Source organism: Gracilimonas sediminicola (assembly GCF_024320785.1).
GTDB lineage: Bacteria > Bacteroidota > Rhodothermia > Balneolales > Balneolaceae > Gracilimonas > Gracilimonas sediminicola.
In genome coordinates this window covers 958013-975325 of sequence record NZ_JANDBC010000001.1, presented here as the reverse complement: position 1 = coordinate 975325, position 17313 = coordinate 958013, and the positions used below count along the sequence as shown (strand labels likewise).

At 46.2% G+C, this 17313-nt stretch carries 11 protein-coding genes; 4 read left to right on the top strand and 7 right to left on the bottom strand.

Annotation, left to right across the window (positions count from 1 at the left end):
* Nucleotides 1-12: 12 nt before the first annotated feature.
* Nucleotides 13-516 carry a cupin domain-containing protein gene (locus tag NM125_RS04400; protein WP_255133246.1) on the bottom strand — a complete coding sequence of 168 codons (504 nt, stop codon included), beginning with the start codon at nucleotides 514-516 and terminating at the stop codon, nucleotides 13-15.
* 67 nt (nucleotides 517-583) lie between these two features.
* A complete protein-coding gene (gene amaB, locus NM125_RS04395) occupies nucleotides 584-2092 on the bottom strand; it encodes an L-piperidine-6-carboxylate dehydrogenase (protein ID WP_255133244.1) in 1509 nt (502 codons plus the stop codon).
* Between the two features lie 210 nt (nucleotides 2093-2302).
* On the opposite strand from amaB, the gene NM125_RS04390 reads away from it, so the two are divergent.
* Complete coding sequence (locus tag NM125_RS04390; RefSeq protein WP_255133242.1) at nucleotides 2303-3061, top strand: TrmH family RNA methyltransferase; 759 nt, start codon at nucleotides 2303-2305, stop codon at nucleotides 3059-3061.
* A gap of 230 nt (nucleotides 3062-3291) precedes the next feature.
* On the top strand, nucleotides 3292-4623 hold the full coding sequence (locus NM125_RS04385) for a PhoH family protein (protein WP_255133240.1): 1332 nt from the start codon (nucleotides 3292-3294) through the stop codon (nucleotides 4621-4623).
* A gap of 89 nt (nucleotides 4624-4712) precedes the next feature.
* On the opposite strand, the gene NM125_RS04380 is transcribed toward NM125_RS04385, so the two are convergent.
* Nucleotides 4713-4955 (bottom strand): hypothetical protein, encoded by a 243-nt coding sequence (locus tag NM125_RS04380; RefSeq protein ID WP_255133238.1) that lies wholly within the window; start codon nucleotides 4953-4955, stop codon nucleotides 4713-4715.
* A 145-nt stretch (nucleotides 4956-5100) separates the two neighbouring features.
* Complete coding sequence (locus tag NM125_RS04375; RefSeq protein ID WP_255133236.1) at nucleotides 5101-5586, bottom strand: DUF6265 family protein; 486 nt, start codon at nucleotides 5584-5586, stop codon at nucleotides 5101-5103.
* Nucleotides 5587-5752: 166 nt separating this feature from the next.
* Here NM125_RS04375 and NM125_RS04370 point away from each other — a divergent pair, with 166 nt between their 5' ends.
* Nucleotides 5753-7801 (top strand): OPT family oligopeptide transporter, encoded by a 2049-nt coding sequence (locus NM125_RS04370; RefSeq protein ID WP_255133234.1) that lies wholly within the window; start codon nucleotides 5753-5755, stop codon nucleotides 7799-7801.
* Nucleotides 7802-7874: 73 nt separating this feature from the next.
* Here NM125_RS04370 and murI read toward each other — a convergent pair whose 3' ends face one another.
* Nucleotides 7875-8684: a glutamate racemase gene (gene murI, locus NM125_RS04365; protein ID WP_255133232.1), complete on the bottom strand. Its 810-nt coding sequence runs from the start codon at nucleotides 8682-8684 to the stop codon at nucleotides 7875-7877.
* 82 nt (nucleotides 8685-8766) lie between these two features.
* Between murI and NM125_RS04360 the strand changes: the two genes are divergently transcribed.
* Entirely contained in the window at nucleotides 8767-10854 is a 2088-nt protein-coding gene (locus NM125_RS04360; protein ID WP_255133230.1) for a TonB-dependent receptor family protein, read from the top strand.
* Between the two features lie 66 nt (nucleotides 10855-10920).
* On the opposite strand, the gene NM125_RS04355 is transcribed toward NM125_RS04360, so the two are convergent.
* Together NM125_RS04355 and NM125_RS04350 are read right to left on the bottom strand one after the other, a co-directional pair.
* On the bottom strand, nucleotides 10921-11448 hold the full coding sequence (locus NM125_RS04355) for a hypothetical protein (protein WP_255133228.1): 528 nt from the start codon (nucleotides 11446-11448) through the stop codon (nucleotides 10921-10923).
* Nucleotides 11449-11534: 86 nt separating this feature from the next.
* Entirely contained in the window at nucleotides 11535-17300 is a 5766-nt protein-coding gene (locus tag NM125_RS04350) for a lamin tail domain-containing protein (RefSeq protein WP_255133226.1), read from the bottom strand.
* Nucleotides 17301-17313: the final 13 nt, after the last annotated feature.

Sequence of the window (17313 nt, the reverse complement as noted above, 5' to 3'; positions counted from 1 at the left end):
TTAATAAGGGATCTACCCTCGGGTAAGACGGGAAATCAGGTCTTTATGTTTGGAGAACTTACGGCTTAAACTTTCTTCTGCAGCCAATTCAAAATCCCGGAAATCAAAGCCGGGAGAAACGGTGCAGCCCACAAATGAATAGCTGTCCGGTTGGTTGACTTCCGCTGCAAACCAATATTCTTTGGGTACGGTGAATTGAGGAAGTTCTCCGTTGTCAAAATCCAACCCAACCACTTGCTTAGAGTAGTCGCCATGAGGACTGATCATGTGAATAGTAAGCGGCGAACCCTGATAAAAGTGCCACATCTCATCCTGCCTGATTCTGTGAAAAGCAGAGAAAGCATCTGAGGTCAAAAGAAAATAAATGCCTGTGCAGTAGTTGCGGCTCCCCTCAAATACCTCAGGGAAAACAGTTTCGGGAATAACACCCTCACTACGATAAGTCTCTTTGAAATACCCGCCTTCCGGATGTTCCTTCAGATCGAAGCGGGTGATTAATTTTTCTATTGTGGACATTGTGTTTATTAGAATGCCACGTAGAGATACAAAACCTTGTGGCTCTACGTGTTTTCAATAGGAATAATTAAACATCAAAATCGATGCCCTGTGCGAGTGGCAACGAATCTCCCCAGTTCATGGTGTTGGTCTGTCGGCGCATGTACGCTTTCCAGGCATCGGAACCGGATTCCCGTCCGCCACCTGTTTCTTTCTCTCCGCCAAAGGCGCCACCAATTTCAGCCCCGCTGGTTCCAATATTGATGTTGGCAATTCCGCAATCGGAGCCGCGGGCACTCAGGAAGTTTTCAGCTTCCCGCATGTTCAGGGTAAACATAGCCGAGCTGAGTCCCTGTTTCACACCATTGTGCAGCTCGATGGCTTCATCCAGCGTTTTGTATTTGATGAGGTAAAGGATAGGCGCAAAAGTCTCTTCCTGAACAATATCATAATGATTTTCAACTTCAGCGATCGCTGGTTTCACGTAAAAACCATCTTCGTCCAGAGGCTCACCACCGGTTATAACTTTACCACCTTCTTTTTCAATTTCCTTCAGGGCATTCTGCATTTGGTCAACGGCGCCCTGATCTATCATCGGCCCAACCAGTGTGTTTTCGTCAAGCGGATCGCCAATGGAGATATTTTCATAAATACTGAGCAACCGGTCTTTTACCTGATCATAAACGGATTCCTGAACGATAAGCCGGCGCGTGCTTGTGCAGCGCTGACCGCAAGTTCCAACGGCCCCAAAAACGGTAGCTCTGATCGCCATTTCAATATCAGCATCCTCGGAAATGATGATGGCATTGTTTCCTCCCAGCTCAAGAATGCTTTTTCCTAATCGTCCGCCCACGGTTTTGGCTACTTCTTTCCCCATTCTGATAGAGCCGGTTGCGGAAATAAGTGGGATTCGTTCGTCTTCGGTCATCCATTCGCCTACTTCGCGGTCTCCGGTAACCAGGTTAAAGATCCCTTCAGGCAGGTTATTTTCTTTGAGCACTTTGGCTACAATCTTTTGTACGGCAACTCCGCAAAGGGGCGTTTTTTCGGAGCCTTTCCAAATCATTACGTTTCCGCACACGGCAGCAATCATGGCGTTCCAGCTCCACACGGCAACCGGAAAGTTGAACGCGGAGATAATTCCCACAATCCCCAGCGGATGCCATTGCTCATACATGCGGTGCTGAGGGCGCTCACTGTGCATGGTTTTACCATACAGCATGCGCGACTGTCCCACTGCAAAATCACAGATATCAATCATTTCCTGGACTTCACCGAGCCCCTCCTGGTAGATTTTACCCATTTCGTAAGTAACCAGTTTACCAAGTGGTTCTTTGTACTCACGCAATTTTTGGCCAATCTGTCGCACAATCTCACCGCGCTGAGGAGCCGGCATTTGACTCCAAACTTTATATGCTTTCTGAGCTTCTTCCACAACCTGATCGTATTGCTCGCGGGTAGTTACTCCCACGGTAGCTATTTTGTCACCATTGGTTGGCGTGAAGCTGCTGATGGTTTCTTTGCTCTCGTGATGTTTACGTCCGGTACTGGTTCCGGGATTAATACCTTCAATGCCTAATGTCTTCAGAAATTCCATAACGATATTTTAGCTCTTATTTTTTGGTGAAGATAGGGAAGTGAGTAGTCAGAAAACAGAACTCAGAATTCAAGAGGAGAAAGTCTTCATCAGTTAACCTTTCCAGGGTTACTACACTTTCCCGGAATCAGGCTCATTTGGTTTAACCCTGGAAAGGTTGACTATAAGGGAAGACTGTATTCTGACTGCTGAGTTCTGTATTCTTCCCACATGAGAAACGCATCAAATAATGAAATTAAATTACTTCGGAAGTTAGCCCGCAAAAAATATCGGGAAAATGAGCAGCGGTTTGTGGTTGAGGGAGAGCGCGCCGTTGAGCAGGTGCTTGAAAATGGGTTGGTGGAAGTAGAGACTGTGTTTGTGGTCGAAGGAAAAGCGGCCAGTGATGAATGGTCAGCTTTCAGCGCTTCCATAGAAGCGGATGTGCTTGATGAGGTGGCAGATACCGAAAATCCACAGGGCATTCTGGCAGTTTGTAAGATGCCGGATGAAATCAGTGCCAATGAATTGAGAGAACAAAGCGGAATCATCGTTGCAATCGATGCAATCCAGGATCCGGGAAATATGGGGACGATTCTGCGAACAGCGGCTTGGTTCGGAGCAAAAGCGTTAATTGCCGGAAAGGGAAGCGTAGATGTGTATCACCCCAAAGTAGTGCGAAGTACGGCCGGAGCCACCGGAAGCATCCCGGTATTATCAGGCGAACTGGAAGAAATATTCACGGAACTTGAAGCGAACGGATGGCAAATTTTGCTGCTTGATGGTGGGCCAGAAAGTATAAATCTGAGATCGGTTCAACCCGCAAAAAAAACAATCATTGTTGTCGGGAATGAGGGGAATGGAATCAGTGAAAGCTTATTGCATTCCAAAAGAAAGAAAGTAAGGATAGAATCAGCTCCGGGACAGGATAAAGTCGAGAGCCTGAATGCGGCTATTGCGGTTAGTATTGCCTTGTGGGGTTTACAGTAATCAGTTTTCAGTGAACAGTATCCAAAGTTAGTCCTGGTTTTATAACAGGCTCAGAAGTATCTGACAACTGATCACTGTGAAACTGTTCACTGCGTACTGTTCATTAAGATTCCATTAAATAAGGGCTGCATATTGCAAATGGTTTGGGCTTTAGCTTTATTATAAAAGCCGCTCTTACAATCATCTACCCGGCTGGTACATATGGCAAGACTAATCAAACATCCTCATCTATGCCTAAGAAGAAATCGAAGAAGATCTTCGTCCTCGACACCTCCGTTCTACTTTACGATTATGAAGCTGTCCGAAACTTTGAAAAAAACGATGTAGCCATCCCCATCACGGTTCTTGAAGAGCTGGATACTTTCAAAAAGGGGAACAACGTCATTAACCTGCATGCGCGTGAATTTATCCGGTACCTGGATGGGATCTCGGATGCCAATATGCTGCAAAACTGGATTCCGCTAAACGGAAGGTCGCATGGAAACCTCAGGGTGATAACAAATGGTGAAAACTCCATGGATGCCACCAAAGTGTACGGCTCCGATAAGAATGACCACCGGATTATTAATGCGGCTCTCCACCTGAAAGAAGAAAATCCAAATCAGCGGGTGATATTGGTTTCCAAGGATATCAACCTGCGTCTTAAAGCCCGGGCATTGAACCTGGAGTCGGAAGATTACGAGACCATTCGGATTCAGGATATTGAGCATTTATACAAGGGCAAAACGTCTCTGGAAATTGAAGACCCATCGGTGGTTAGTAAGTTTTATGAAAAAGGGAAGATAAAGCCTGAAGAACTGATGGAAGCCGATCCGATTTGCAACCATTATTACATAATGAAAAGTCATGGCTCATCGGGACTTGGCTGGTATAATGCGAAGAGCAAAAAGGTAGAAGTGGTGGAAAAGAACAATGCCTATGGCATTCAGCCAAAAAATGCAGAACAGACCTTTGCTATGCATGCCCTTCAGAACCCGAATATTATGTGTTGTACCATTACCGGAGCTGCCGGAACGGGAAAAACACTGTTGGCTTTGGCAAGTGCACTGGAGCAGCGGAGCAATTTCAAGCAAATTTATCTTGCCCGACCCATTGTTCCCCTAAGTAATAAGGACATTGGCTTTCTTCCCGGCGATGCCAATGCCAAAATTGACCCCTACATGCAGCCACTTTGGGATAACCTGAGCTTCATTAAAAATCAGTATAAGGAAACGAGTAAGCCATTTAAGAAGATTGATGAAATGCTGCAGACTGAGAAGCTGCGCATTGTGCCGCTGGCTTATATCCGTGGACGAAGTTTATCCAACGTGATTTTTATCATTGATGAGGCTCAGAATTTAACCCCTCATGAAGTGAAAACCATCATCACCCGGGCGGGCGAAAACACCAAAGTTGTGTTTACCGGGGATATCTTCCAAATCGATACGCCATATCTGGATGCCCAAAGTAACGGACTCAGTTACCTCGTGGACCGCATGAATAACAATGAAATGTATGCTCACATCAACCTTGAGAAAGGGGAGCGTTCGGAACTGGCTAACCTGGCTTCAAAACTGTTGTAGGTATTAGAGGTAAGGTGTTAGGTGTTAGGTTTTAGTGTTTTGTTCAAGAACAACTAAAACCTAACACCTTGCCCCTAAAACCTACCTACCTATTTCTCCGGACTTAGCAACTCTACATGAAAACGAAACTTCTCGCTTTCCAGAGACATGGTGTCGTAAAGATCTTCAATTACTTCAAAAACCGTTTTGGGAGCTCCAATAATAGTTGTGGATAAGTAGCCAACCTCTATTTCTACATCGTATTGAGCCAGGTGCTCCAGCAGGTCCTGTACTTTTTCTCGGGGGTCTTCTTCTGATAATGGGATGTATGTAAGCTGGGCAATGGTTTTCATAGAGGAACTAATGATTTTATTTCAAAGTAAACGTTCACCTGAAAATAACGCAGATTTGGGTAAGAGGCTAACGAAACCTCATACCCATAAACTTCTCAAAAAAGGAACAGCTAATCTTAATTCGGGATTCGTTGAACAAGTGATCTTAATCCCGTTTCATATTAAATATTTCGGTATGGATACCATCACTGCGTTTCATCTTCAGGGAAATGGTCATCTCTGTATCTGATTTCTTTTCAAAAGTCAGTCCTTTGAGTTCAATTTTGTCTGTGGTATAGCTGATCATCTCAAAAGTGAGCATGTCATCCTTTTCTTCCCAGCCGGTCAGGTCAGGATGGAAGTGCTTCAGCCGAAGCCCGGTTTCATCCAGCAGTAGGAATTCATAAAACACCAGCTCCCCGTCTGCATTAATATGGCGGTACATTCCCATCATGGTCCCGTTGACCGGTTCAGCCCAGGTTTCGTGGGAGATCCCGCCAAAGCCATCGCCGGTCCATGAGCCAACCAGCCAGTTAAAATCTTCGATATCAAATTTGTTTTTTGAAGGATTCTCGGGTGCTAAGATTTCATATGACTCAGAAACCGAAAAGCTTCCTAAAATCAGTGCAAGTAATACAACAAGTTTATTCATAGCGGTTAGGTATTTAAATGAGTTGGTTACCTTTACAACAATCTACACACAGGAAAGGGGACATTAATGATTTTATCTCTGAAATCTAATGCCCCATCAAACATTATGCATAGAAGGTGAAAAATCGTTATTTACGGCAAACCCAAATTTATCCTAAATAAAACCTATGAGTAAGAAAGGATTTACCCCGTTTGTTTCTGCCGAAGACGACCTCCCCCAAATTACCGTGAAAGCCGTTGTGTTGGGCTTTGTTTTATCAGCAATCCTGGCCGGCGCCAATGCTTATTTGGGCCTAAAAGTAGGAATGACGGTGTCCGCTTCTATTCCCGCAGCCGTTATTTCGATGGCGGTATTGAAGCTGTTCAAAGAGTCTAATATCCTCGAAAACAATATCGTGCAAACGGCTGCATCGGCAGGGGAATCGCTGGCGGCAGGGGTTATTTTCACACTTCCGGCATTGATTTTACTTAAATACTGGCTGGATTTTCCATTCATGGAAACAGCAGCCATCGCGATGTTTGGAGGAATTTTGGGGGTTCTGTTCACCATTCCGCTACGCCGGGCTTTAATTGTGGAAAGCGAACTACAGTTTCCGGAAGGGGTGGCTACGGGTGAGGTTCTGAAAGCAGGAACCGAAGGCGGAGCCGGAATTAAAACGATTATTCAAGCAGGTATTGCCGCTGCATTGTTTAAGCTTAGCCAAACCGGGTTAAAGGTTTTTGCAGGATCTGTAGGCGGTTCGGTTAAAGCCGGAAAGTCTATTTTTGGGATGGGTGCCGATTTATCTGTAGCGCTCCTTGCAGTGGGTTATATCGTTGGATTGAATATCGCCGTACTGATTTTTGCAGGAGGTTTGATTTCCTGGCTGTTTGGAATCCCGATTTATATGGCAGTTACAAGCCCGGAAGAAATTTCAGCTATAGTGGGTGCTGCTGAAGGCTATGATGCCGCACTTGCCATCTGGAGTCAGAAAATTCGATACCTGGGTGTAGGCGCTATGGTTGTTGGTGGTGTATGGGCTCTTATTTCTTTGGCCAAGCCACTGGTGGATGGGATTAAATCTTCCATGGTAGCAGTGAAGGAGTTGAAAAATAATGGCAGCGGGAATATCCCCCGGACAGAGTTGGATACTCCAATCAATATTGTTGTGTGGGGAATTTTAGGGTTATCCATCCCGATTTTTATTGTGTTTATGTACGTGATTGATATCGATCACCTGGCTGTGAGCGGGGGAGCTTATTGGACGGCTATTACATTCGGAGTGGTGTTTTCACTGTTTGCAGGATTTTTGTTTTCATCGGTCGCCGGATACATGGCCGGTTTGGTTGGCTCGTCCAATAACCCGATTTCAGGAGTGACTATTGCTACTGTTCTTGCTACTTCTCTGTGTTTGCTGGCGATTTTGGGAAGTCAGGTTGATTTTACCGCGGATATGGAAAAAGCAACCACTGCTGCCGCTGCAGCGATTATTGTTGGTGCCATGATTGCTTGTGCTGCGGCTCTTGCGGGTGATAACCTGCAGGATTTAAAAGCCGGCCAGCTGGTGGGAGCTACTCCTTACAAACAACAGATTATGCAGGTAGTGGGTGTGGTAGCAGCCGCTTTGGTGATTGCACCTATACTCAGTCTCTTGTTTAATGCCTATGGTTTGGGCGGTGTTTTCCCGCGGGAGGGAATGAATCCCGAAGAAATGCTGACGGCTCCACAGGCTACCCTCATGCAGTCGGTAGCCGAGGGTGTGTTTGCGCGAAACCTGGAATGGGGAATGATCATCATTGGAGGGCTGATTGCTGTTGCCATTATCATCCTGGATCAGATCCTAAAACGAAAAGGAACGGAATTCAGAACGCCGGTTCTGGCCGTAGCGGTTGGTATTTATCTGCCGGTAGAGTTATCGGTTCCTATTTTCTTAGGAGGAATGATAGCTTGGACAGCTGCCCGCTTTGTCAGAAATCGTGCTATTGAAAATGGGGAAAGCCCCGAAGAGGCAGAGACTACAGCAGAGCGTAAAGGCTTGTTGTTCTCATCAGGGTTGATAACAGGGGAGGCTTTGATTGGAATTATTCTGGCAATACCGTTTGCCTTGTTTGAAAGCACGGACGCCCTGCGCCTTATGCCGGAAGGTTTTGGCTGGTTAACGGATGTGTTAGGTGTGGGAGCGGCTGTATGCTTCATGATCTGGCTGTACAAAGTGGCCGTGAAGAAAGGAGAATAGTTAGCTATCAATAATCAGCTGTCAGTTTCGGGGATAGAAAATTGACAGCTGAATCCTGTAAGCTGAGAGCTTTTCACCCCAAACTTACAACTTCAACACCGTTCAGGCTGCGGCCTAAAAACCGTTCGGCCAGTTCATGAAAACGCTGGGGGCGATCGCTCACGTAGCAACGGAACTCTCCACCGGATTCATTCAGCAAACCTAATTCACTCAGTTTAGTTTTTGCCGATTCTGCGATAGATTCTGCCGAGTCAATAATTTCAATGTTTCCATCCTTCAGAACCTTTGGGATAATGTCTTTAAACAGCGGGTAATGCGTGCATCCCAAAATAAGAGATTGGATACCGCTTTCATCAAAATGATCCAGGTAGTGATGTAAAGTCTGCAGGGCCACATCGTTATCAATCCAGCCTTCCTCGGCCAATGGGACTAAAATAGGGCAAGCTTGTTGCGTTACCGTTATGGTTGGGTCATAAGCATGAATGGACTTGGAATACGCCTGAGAGTTAACGGTGGCTAATGTGCCAATCACTCCTACGTGATTATGCTTTGGCAGAGAAACCGCATTTTTAGTACCGGCAGTTATCACATCTAATACGGGGATGTCGCCGGCAGCCTGTATAATCTCTTCCTTGGCTGAGGCTGAAACCGTATTACAGGCAATCAGAATCATCTTCACACCACGCTTCAATAAAAAATGGGTAATTTCAAGAGCATAGGAACGTACGGTTTCTTCCGATTTGATACCATAAGGAACCCGGGCTGTATCACCGAAATAAATGATATCTTCGTTGGGTAAAGCATCAATCACGGCCTTGGCTACGGTAAGTCCGCCAATACCTGAGTCAAAAATTCCAATGGGTGCGTTCTTTAAATCTTGCAAATGAGTATCTGGTAGTGAATTATTTGTTGCCAGAAGGTATTCAATTCTTAAATCTTAATACAAGGCTTTGTAATTTGTTCCCATGCACATAAAATCATCAGCGGTTCTTTTACTTTCTCTCATTTCATCATTCCCAAGTCAGCTTTATGCCCGCCAGGATTTAGATACTCTCAAAGCCGATCTCGGAGATATTGTAGTAGTTGGCTATGAGGGGAACCGAAGCCTGATGGAGACACCCGGAGCCATCACCAATGTGAAGCCCGAACTTATCGGTGGATTTGATGAGGGATCTTTGCTGTATGGCTTGAATACGGTGCCCGGCGTACGGATTGAACAGCGCGCCCCGGGAAGTTACCGGGTAGCCATTCGGGGAAGTTCCCTGCGTGCTCCTTTTGGAGTCCGGAATGTGAAAGTCTACTGGAACGGTATTCCTTTTACGGAGCCTTCCGGAAGCACTTTCCTGAATCTTTTGGATGTGATTAATATGCAGGAAGTGGAAGTGATTAAAGGTCCGGCCGGCAGTATTTACGGAGCCGGAAACGGAGGAGCTCTTTTGCTGGAAAGCCGGCAGTCGAATCAAAATGAGGTGGGAGCAGGCTTGATGCTGGGTTCATACGGATTGCAGCGTTATACGGCTTATGCCCAAAATCAATTTGATGAAGGAAGCCTTCGTTTCAACTATTCCAATCAGCATGCGGACGGATACCGGGATCAGACGTTTTTCAACAGGCAGACGGCTGAGCTTTCCGGACGCTTTCAGCTGAATGACAGGCAGATCATTAAGACCAGTTTCCTGTATTCGGATCTGAACTACGGAATTCCGGGAGGATTGACGCTGGAGCAATATCAAAATGATCCGAGTCAGGCCCGGCCGGGCAATCCCTTTGTACTGGGAAGTGTAGAGTCGAATGCGAGTATTGATCAGCAATCTTTTTTAGCGGGCATTAGTCATGATGTGCAGATCACCGATGACATTTCAAATCTGACTAATGTGTATGGAACTTTCAGTGCCTTTGAAAATCCCTTCAATCTGGATTACAAAAAAGACAGCCGGAAATCGGGCGGGGGACGAACCCGCTTTTACTTTGACACAGATATCGGGGAGGTGAGAACGCGGTTTACGGTTGGGGGTGAATTTCAGGCGGCTAATTATGCGGCCCGAAATTTTGAAAATGACACCAGCAAAGTGGGCGCGTTAAACTTTGACGATGAAATTAAGATTGAATCTTCGTTGCTGTTCTTCAATACTGAAATGGACCTGCCCGCTGACTTTTATCTCACGGCCGGACTCAGTTACAACCGGCTGGAATACAGTTTGAACCGACTGGTATCAAATCTTCCCGGTGATACCACCGGCCTTGCGCGTAAAACTTTTGATCCGGAAATCATCCCAAGAATTGGGTTGCTGAAGAAATTCAGCCCGGCGCTTTCCCTGCATGGGAGTATCAGCTATGGATTCTCGCCCCCAACCATCGAAGAGTTCAGAACCAATGAAGGCAGCATTGCTTTAGATTTAGAAGCGGAACAGGGAACCAATTTTGAAGTTGGGGCCCGTGGTACCGTTGTTAGCGCACGCTTTACCTACGATGTTACAGCTTTCTATTTCAAGCTGGAAGAAACCATTGTACAGCAGCAGTCGGATCGTAATTCAACCGTTATTTTTAGAAATGCCGGGGCCACCGATCAGTATGGGGTGGAGCTGGCTGCAAACTGGCAAATGATTCGAAATCCGGCGGCCTTTCTCCAGCAACTTGATTGGAGCCTGTCGTACACCTACCACGATTTTGAATTTGTGAACTACGTGAAAGACGGAAATGATTATTCTGGCAATAAACTGACGGGAGTTGCTCCACATACCGTTGTGTCAGCGATAACAGCCGGAACGGAACCCGGCTTCTACGGGAACCTGTCCTATAACTTCACCGATGAAATCCCCCTTAATGATGCCAATTCCGTGTATTCCAACCCTTATCACCTGGTGCAGACCAAAGTAGGTTTCAAAAAGGAACTCATCGACAACTGGACCTTCGATTTCTTTGTGGGGATAGACAATCTGCTGGATGAAAAGTATAGCCTGGGTAACGACCTGAATGCTTTTGGAGAACGCTACTACCAGCCGGCCGCTCCCCGAAATTGGTTTGGCGGGGTGAAGGTGAATGTTGAATTTTAGAAAGGATTTGATAGGGGTTCGCTTCGACGCAGAGCGTCAGAGCGAGTTAATTAATTGAATTTAGTTTCAGTCTCTGAACCGTCCTAAATGGATGGAAAATAGCAATCCTGAATAACTTCGATAAGTGTTGAAATTACCTATTCCTGTAATCCCAAAACCTAAAAACTTGAATGGTCGATACTGGAAACTGGCTTGTACAGGTACTGTAAACTTAGCCTTGGTGGAAGAAGAGCTTGAACCACACCCGAAAAGGCAAATATTACTTTGATTGGTTAAACTAAATCCGGCTCCCAAACTCATTGATCCCATAAACCTGGAATTTGGGGGTGTCAGAATTTGGCCGTATAAAATTCCAAAATCTTGATAAGAAGTACCGATAATATTACCGGTAATCGAAGTGCGGAAAGAAAAAAGATGGCGATTATGTTGGAGTTGAAAGCCAATAAGAGCCGAAGTTGCATCATCAATATTATCCATGAAACCACGGCCAACCCCTATTTGGAGCCATGAAGTAGATGTTTGAACAGAATCCTGTGCATGAATAGAGGTGAACCCAAGAACAAAAATCAGAAAGGGCAGCCTGGCTTTTTTCATAATGAGGGTTTTCGGTTCAAGTCACTACATTAATATCATTTAAATTGAGCTTGCTCAAGCCCAATTTAACATTCAAAATTCATCATTTAGAATTTCTTTGCTAACACCACCGTCTTCTTAAACGTCTTATTCTTTCCTTCAGCACTATTGTAGGCTTCAAAAAGGACGATATAAATACCCACCCGGTTTTTTGAGCCGTTGTCTTTTAACCCATCCCAAATCAGGGAGCCTTCAAAGCCAGCTTGTTTGCCATCAGCCAGCTTGCGGACTTCCCGCCCATAACGATCAAAAATGCGGACACGTAACAGGTAGTCCGGTTCTTCCAGTTTATAGTTAATGAACAAGTTATCTTCAAAACCATCGTCATCGGGAGAAAAGGGATTTGGGGAGAAGGTGATACCGGCATCATCCGGGCCGGCTCCGGCTTGCTGAAAGATGGAGTTTTGCTGCCCCGGTGTTCCGCCACTTACAGCGGTGCTTGAGCTCCAGTTGGTTGCATCATTACTTGGCCCGACAGGATCAATACGTTCCAGGGCCACACCGTCAACATCATATAAATTCGGGTTGTGCCAGCTTTCATCATAAAACACCGAGTCGATGGTTGTCCCGGTACTGTCTGCCAGGTAAATGGCATCTCCGGAAGAAGCCAGGCTTAAATTCGTCCGATCAGCCCGGATAAAGAACAATTCACCTTCACCTTCCAGCTCAAAATATTCGGCCAGCCGACTTTCACTGAAAACCGGGGTTTGATCTTCAGCATAAAACACAACGGTTCCGCCAGCCGGAATCCATCGGAACTCAGAAGAGAAAGGATGCACAGACCGGATCTCGTTATTCTCGTCCGGTTTATCATGAATAAAAAACCCTTCCAGAGAAACGGCATAATTCGCCCGATTGTAGAATTCCACATATTCGGTTTGATCGGGGAGGTTGTCATCAGAATTAGCCAGAGGGTCGAACAGAATTTCATTAATCACCACATTGCCTTTGGAAAGAGGCTGAGACACTTCAATTGCCAGCTCCCCGGACGTATTACCCCGGAAATCAGTTGCCTGCCCAAAGGCAACGGTCAAAGGCTCTCCGGTTGGGTAGGCAACATCCCCAATGATGAGGATATTCGCATTTTCTTCATTGTATTCAGTGATGGTGGCGGGCTCATCATTTACAGTTATTGGACCCGTACCGGAGGAGCGAACAAATTCTGAAAATGCCACATAGATTTTACCGTCAGTCTGCAGTTTGGCGAATACAATTTCAGGTGGGGTTTGGTCGGGTTGATAGATCGAACTTTGTGCACCGGCGCTGCTGCCTGATTCAGAAGTATTGGAAGCCCAGTTGCCGGCATCGTTCGATGCCGATTCAGGATCTTTTCGCTCCAATGAAATGCCGGGTTCATTTCCTCCCCAGGTTTCCTTGTAAAACAAACTGTCAACAATCATCCCGTTTTCGTCTTTGATGACTACGGCATCTTCATCATCATTCAGGGAAGGAAATCCTGAAAGATAAACCACTTTCCCATTTGCTATAGCTTTGGCAAGAGCGCTGCCGCTGCCTGTGGCAAAATCTTCAGAATCGGTAAGCACCACATATTCATTACTTTTGATAATGGTTCCTTCCGGAATAGTGGCGGAACCGGTGGCATCAGAAAAAGTCCAGCCGGTTAGGTTGAAATTATTGCCCGTTCGGTTGTAGAGCTCGACAAACTCTGCTGATTCGGCACTCGCCCTGCGGTATAGAATTTCGTTTATAATGACATCCCTTCGGGTAACCGGAGAAAAAACCGTGTACTCCAAATCTGCCGAGGCTGAAGTCATGGCGTTCCCAAAAATATCCTGTTGGTTCTGAACAGAAATGGTGAACGAGTCGCCACTGGATAAAGAAGTGCTCAGAACCAAGGTCACCAGGTTCCCACCATAGTTTGCTACTTCAGCAATTGATAAAGGTGAAGAGATGGAATAGTTGGAAATATCTGTGGCCAACGCAGAATCAATCCGTTCATCAAAAATCATCCGAATGGAATCCGCCGAAGTGATGAACGCACTCTCAAGTACAGGTGCTTCATTATCCTGTTCAATCTCGTTAGCAAGCCCCGGGGTGGCTTTTACTTCGGCAGGTGAGTCGCCCCAGTTTTCTTTATAAATCGACGGGAAATCGGGACTTCTGCGCTCCAGCGAAACTCCTTCTCCACCCCAGTCGGATGTATAGGTTAAAGAGTCGATCAATTCCCCGGCAGCGTTGCGGATTACAATGGCATCGGTGCTATTATTTAATGAAGGAAACCGGCTGCCAAGGATGATAGTTGGCCGGTTCGGGAAAAGTTCGAGAAAGGAACTGTCCGGGGCAAGAATCAGGTAAGAGTTAAGGGTGAGTTCAAGGCCGGAAGAGGTCATTTCCCTGCGATTTCCCGTATTGTCATTCACCGTCCAGTTACGCAGGTCGTAGTTTTTGTTGGTTGGATTATACAATTCAATAAACTCTGTGTAATCTTCTTCCGGTTCATACAGAAACTCGTTTACAACTACATCACCCCTTCCGGCTTCGGCCAGGTCGATAAGGAAAAATTCAGCTACCAAATCCCCGGAGGTATTTCCAAACACATCCATTTGATTGCCAACCCTGAGCTGATAGGTAGTTCCGGTTTCTTCCTTGGGGATCTTAGCAGGGAAAGAGATGATTACCGTGTCAGGTGCAAGGTAGTTAAATGAATCAGGGCTGACTGAATTACCGGTAGCATTTGAAACGGCGGAGAAATCGTAATTTTCGGGATTAGTGGCCGGCACCGGCTGCACCCGTTCGTTAAAAATAAGCTGAAGCGTGCTGTCATTTACAACTGACAACGATTGAATTTCGGGAGGCTTCTCATCTTCCGGGATTTGATTGGGAAGTCCGGGTGTGGCTCCATCAACGGCAGGAGAAGTGCCCCAGTTTTCTTTAAAAGTTGCAGCGAAACCGAACGACCTTCGTTCAACAGAAACTTCGTCTCCGCCCCAGCTGGAGGTGTAAGTAAGGGAATCCAGAAGTGTCCCGGATGCGTCTCGGATTACGATGGCATCGGTGGAATTATTAAGAGAAGAAAACCGGCTGCCGATGACGAGAGCAGGAATGCCGGGATAAGATTCAAGCAGGGTACTGTCGGGGGTAAGCACCAGGTAGGAGTTGGGAGGGAAGGTATAGGTGGTATCTGAGATCCTTCGCCTGTTTCCCGTGTTGTCATTAAAGGTCCACTGTTTCAGGTTAAAGGCGCTGTCGGTGCGGTTCACCAATTCCAAGAATTCTGAAAACCCTTCAGCGGGGTCGTACATAAATTCGCTGATGGCTACTGCTCCCGAATCAGGATGTGCATATTCAATCAGGAAAAATGAGGAACTCAGGGAAGACGATACATTACCAAATACATCGGATTGACCGGAGATGTCGAGTTGATAGTTGGTGCCGGAAGGGTCACTCTCCAAAACGTTATCAAACTGAAGCAATACCGTGTCCGGTGGAAAGAGTATGGCTGATTGAATGCCCGGGACGGCTCCGGTAAAGGAAGATTCGGCAGAGAGATCGTAGTTTTCTGTGTCTGTAGCCGCTTGTGCAATAATTCTCTCTGAGTAGATAACACGGATGGCATCTTCAGAAGTAAGGAAAACATCGTTTATTTGTGGAGGGGATGAATCTGCCGGGATTTCATTTTCCCTGCCGGGTGTGGCCATGTTCTCAGAAGGAGAATCGCCCCAGTTTTCCCGGTAAATTCCGGTCACCGTTTCCGTTCTTCTTTCCAGGGAGATTTCTTCACCACCCCAATTGTCTTCATAACTCAGGGAGTCAATAACCAGTCCATTTTGGTTTTTGATGACGATGGCATCGGAGCTGTTGTTCAGGGATGAAAAACGACTTCCCATATCAATAAGCGAAATGTTTGGAAAGGAAACGGCTAAAAGACTATCAGGAGCCAGAACAACATATTTGCCAGCGGGAAGAACAAAGCTGTTTGTGGTGAGTACTTCATCATCGCCGGTATTGTCACTGAATGTCCAGTTTTGGAGGTTGAATGAACTGTCCGAATGGTTGTAAAGCTCCACAAACTCCGAAAATCCGTCACCGGGATCATACATAAACTCATTAATCACCACCTGATTGGGCTCGGCAGAAAAAATCACATAGTAATTGAAGTCCGTTTCACGATCAGTACTATTCCCAAAAATATCGGTGAGGTTGCTGACCGCTAATGTCCAGCTGCCATCGTATTCCTGAAGTTCGGTATCCAGAGAAATACGCAACGAATCCGGCGCTATTTGCTGAATGGAAGATATTCCGGGAATGGGCGGTGTTACTACACCTGCCTTCGGGTTTTGGCTTAAGGAGTAGTTGTTTAGGTCTTGCGCTGAGGAAGCTTCTGCGCGTTCAGAAATGACCAATAATAACGTCTGGCTGTCTTCCACCTCCAGCGATGAAATAAAGGGCGGTGTGTTGTCGGGCTGAACCTGGTTGGGAAATCCCGGCGTTCCGAAATCTGCGCTCGGGCTGTCTCCCCAGTTCTCTTTATAAACAGAGGAAACCGTTGAGCTTCTGCGTTCCAGTGACACATCTTCCCCTCCCCAGTCATCATCATATTGCAGGGAATCGATAAGGCTGCCGGATTCATCAAAAAGCCGAATTTGGTCTCCGCCATTATTGAAGGCCGGGAGAGAAGCCTGAAGATATACCGCATCACCATAATACGTATTTAAGGCGGAAGTATCGGATGATACCACTACAAAACTATCGGGCTGCAGAGTAAAATTTGAAAAAGAAATGGTACTGAGTGAGTTATTATCTCCAAGCTGCCAGTTCCTCAGATTTAAAAATCGGGAAGAAGTATTTCGAAGTTCCAGATATTCGGCTGTGCCCGGCGGCGGGTCCTTCATGAACTCATTGACGATTACATCCCCGGTTTGGTAACCATCATACACAAAAAACGAGAAGGTGGTATCGGCTAAGGTGGTTTCATTGGCGTTGTCCTCAATACCGGAAATAGTAAGGGAGTTTGGTCCGCTGGAAATGGCTGAAGAAAACGTAATGCGTGTGGTATCGCCACTTTGCTGACTCACAGATTGAGGAGTTATTCCGCCGGGATTCAAAACAAAATCGGAGGTTTGAACGGAGGAAAAATCAATATCCCGGGAAAATATGACATCTATTTCGATATCACTGACCAAAGAAACGGAAGTAACTTCAACAGGGGGAATGTCAATTTTGAAGTCGTAGTAAAACAGGTCAGAACGGGTTGAAGAATATGTGTTCTTAAATCCGAAATAGGAGGTGGAAGTATAGGTGTTGTCGGCTCCGGTGTCTTCCACGGAAAGCACGCCGGCATAACCCTCAGCGACTTCAAGCGTCCAGTTTCCGGACGCATCGCGGGTTACTTTTACCCGATAATCACCGCCGGAACTGATATCGGTAGTTCCGGTAAGTACCTCCGTTGCTTCACTGCCACTGGTGATTCTGAATAGCCTGAATACATCGGCGCTGCCATTTTCGCCACCCCTTAGTTTGTATCCGTTCAGAGAAGATGTGAGATCCTGATTGTCGCTCATCAGGTAGATTTCGGCTTTGTTACCGTTAGAAGGGCCGAATCCGTCAAAGCGAACGAAGAACTCCCAGTAGCCGATGGTATTGGTGGAGGGAATGCTCAGGTAAGAAACGCCGGCACCGGGAGCATTTTGCTGAAGCAGGGTATTTCCGCTTTCTTCTGTAAAGATGAAATTCCCGGTATCTCCGGACCAGTCAGAAATATCCTGATCGGAAAAGTCATCTTCAAAGTTTGCCGACTGCCCCAAAATGATACAGGGCAATCCCCACAATATCATAAGTAAAAGTACCCTCATGCTCCCGAATATT

Bases quoted from the DNA above. Each gene is read 5' to 3' on its own strand.
- NM125_RS04370 (WP_255133234.1), top strand. From the start codon at position 5,753: ATGAGTAAGAAAGGATTTACCCCGTTTGTTTCTGCCGAAGACGACCTC.
- NM125_RS04390 (WP_255133242.1), top strand. From the start codon at position 2,303: ATGAGAAACGCATCAAATAATGAAATTAAATTACTTCGGAAGTTAGCC.
- NM125_RS04385 (WP_255133240.1), top strand. From the start codon at position 3,292: ATGCCTAAGAAGAAATCGAAGAAGATCTTCGTCCTCGACACCTCCGTT.
- NM125_RS04360 (WP_255133230.1), top strand. From the start codon at position 8,767: ATGCACATAAAATCATCAGCGGTTCTTTTACTTTCTCTCATTTCATCA.
- NM125_RS04400 (WP_255133246.1), bottom strand. From the start codon at position 516: ATGTCCACAATAGAAAAATTAATCACCCGCTTCGATCTGAAGGAACAT.
- amaB (WP_255133244.1), bottom strand. From the start codon at position 2,092: ATGGAATTTCTGAAGACATTAGGCATTGAAGGTATTAATCCCGGAACC.
- NM125_RS04350 (WP_255133226.1), bottom strand. From the start codon at position 17,300: ATGAGGGTACTTTTACTTATGATATTGTGGGGATTGCCCTGTATCATT.
- NM125_RS04380 (WP_255133238.1), bottom strand. From the start codon at position 4,955: ATGAAAACCATTGCCCAGCTTACATACATCCCATTATCAGAAGAAGAC.
- NM125_RS04355 (WP_255133228.1), bottom strand. From the start codon at position 11,448: ATGAAAAAAGCCAGGCTGCCCTTTCTGATTTTTGTTCTTGGGTTCACC.
- NM125_RS04375 (WP_255133236.1), bottom strand. From the start codon at position 5,586: ATGAATAAACTTGTTGTATTACTTGCACTGATTTTAGGAAGCTTTTCG.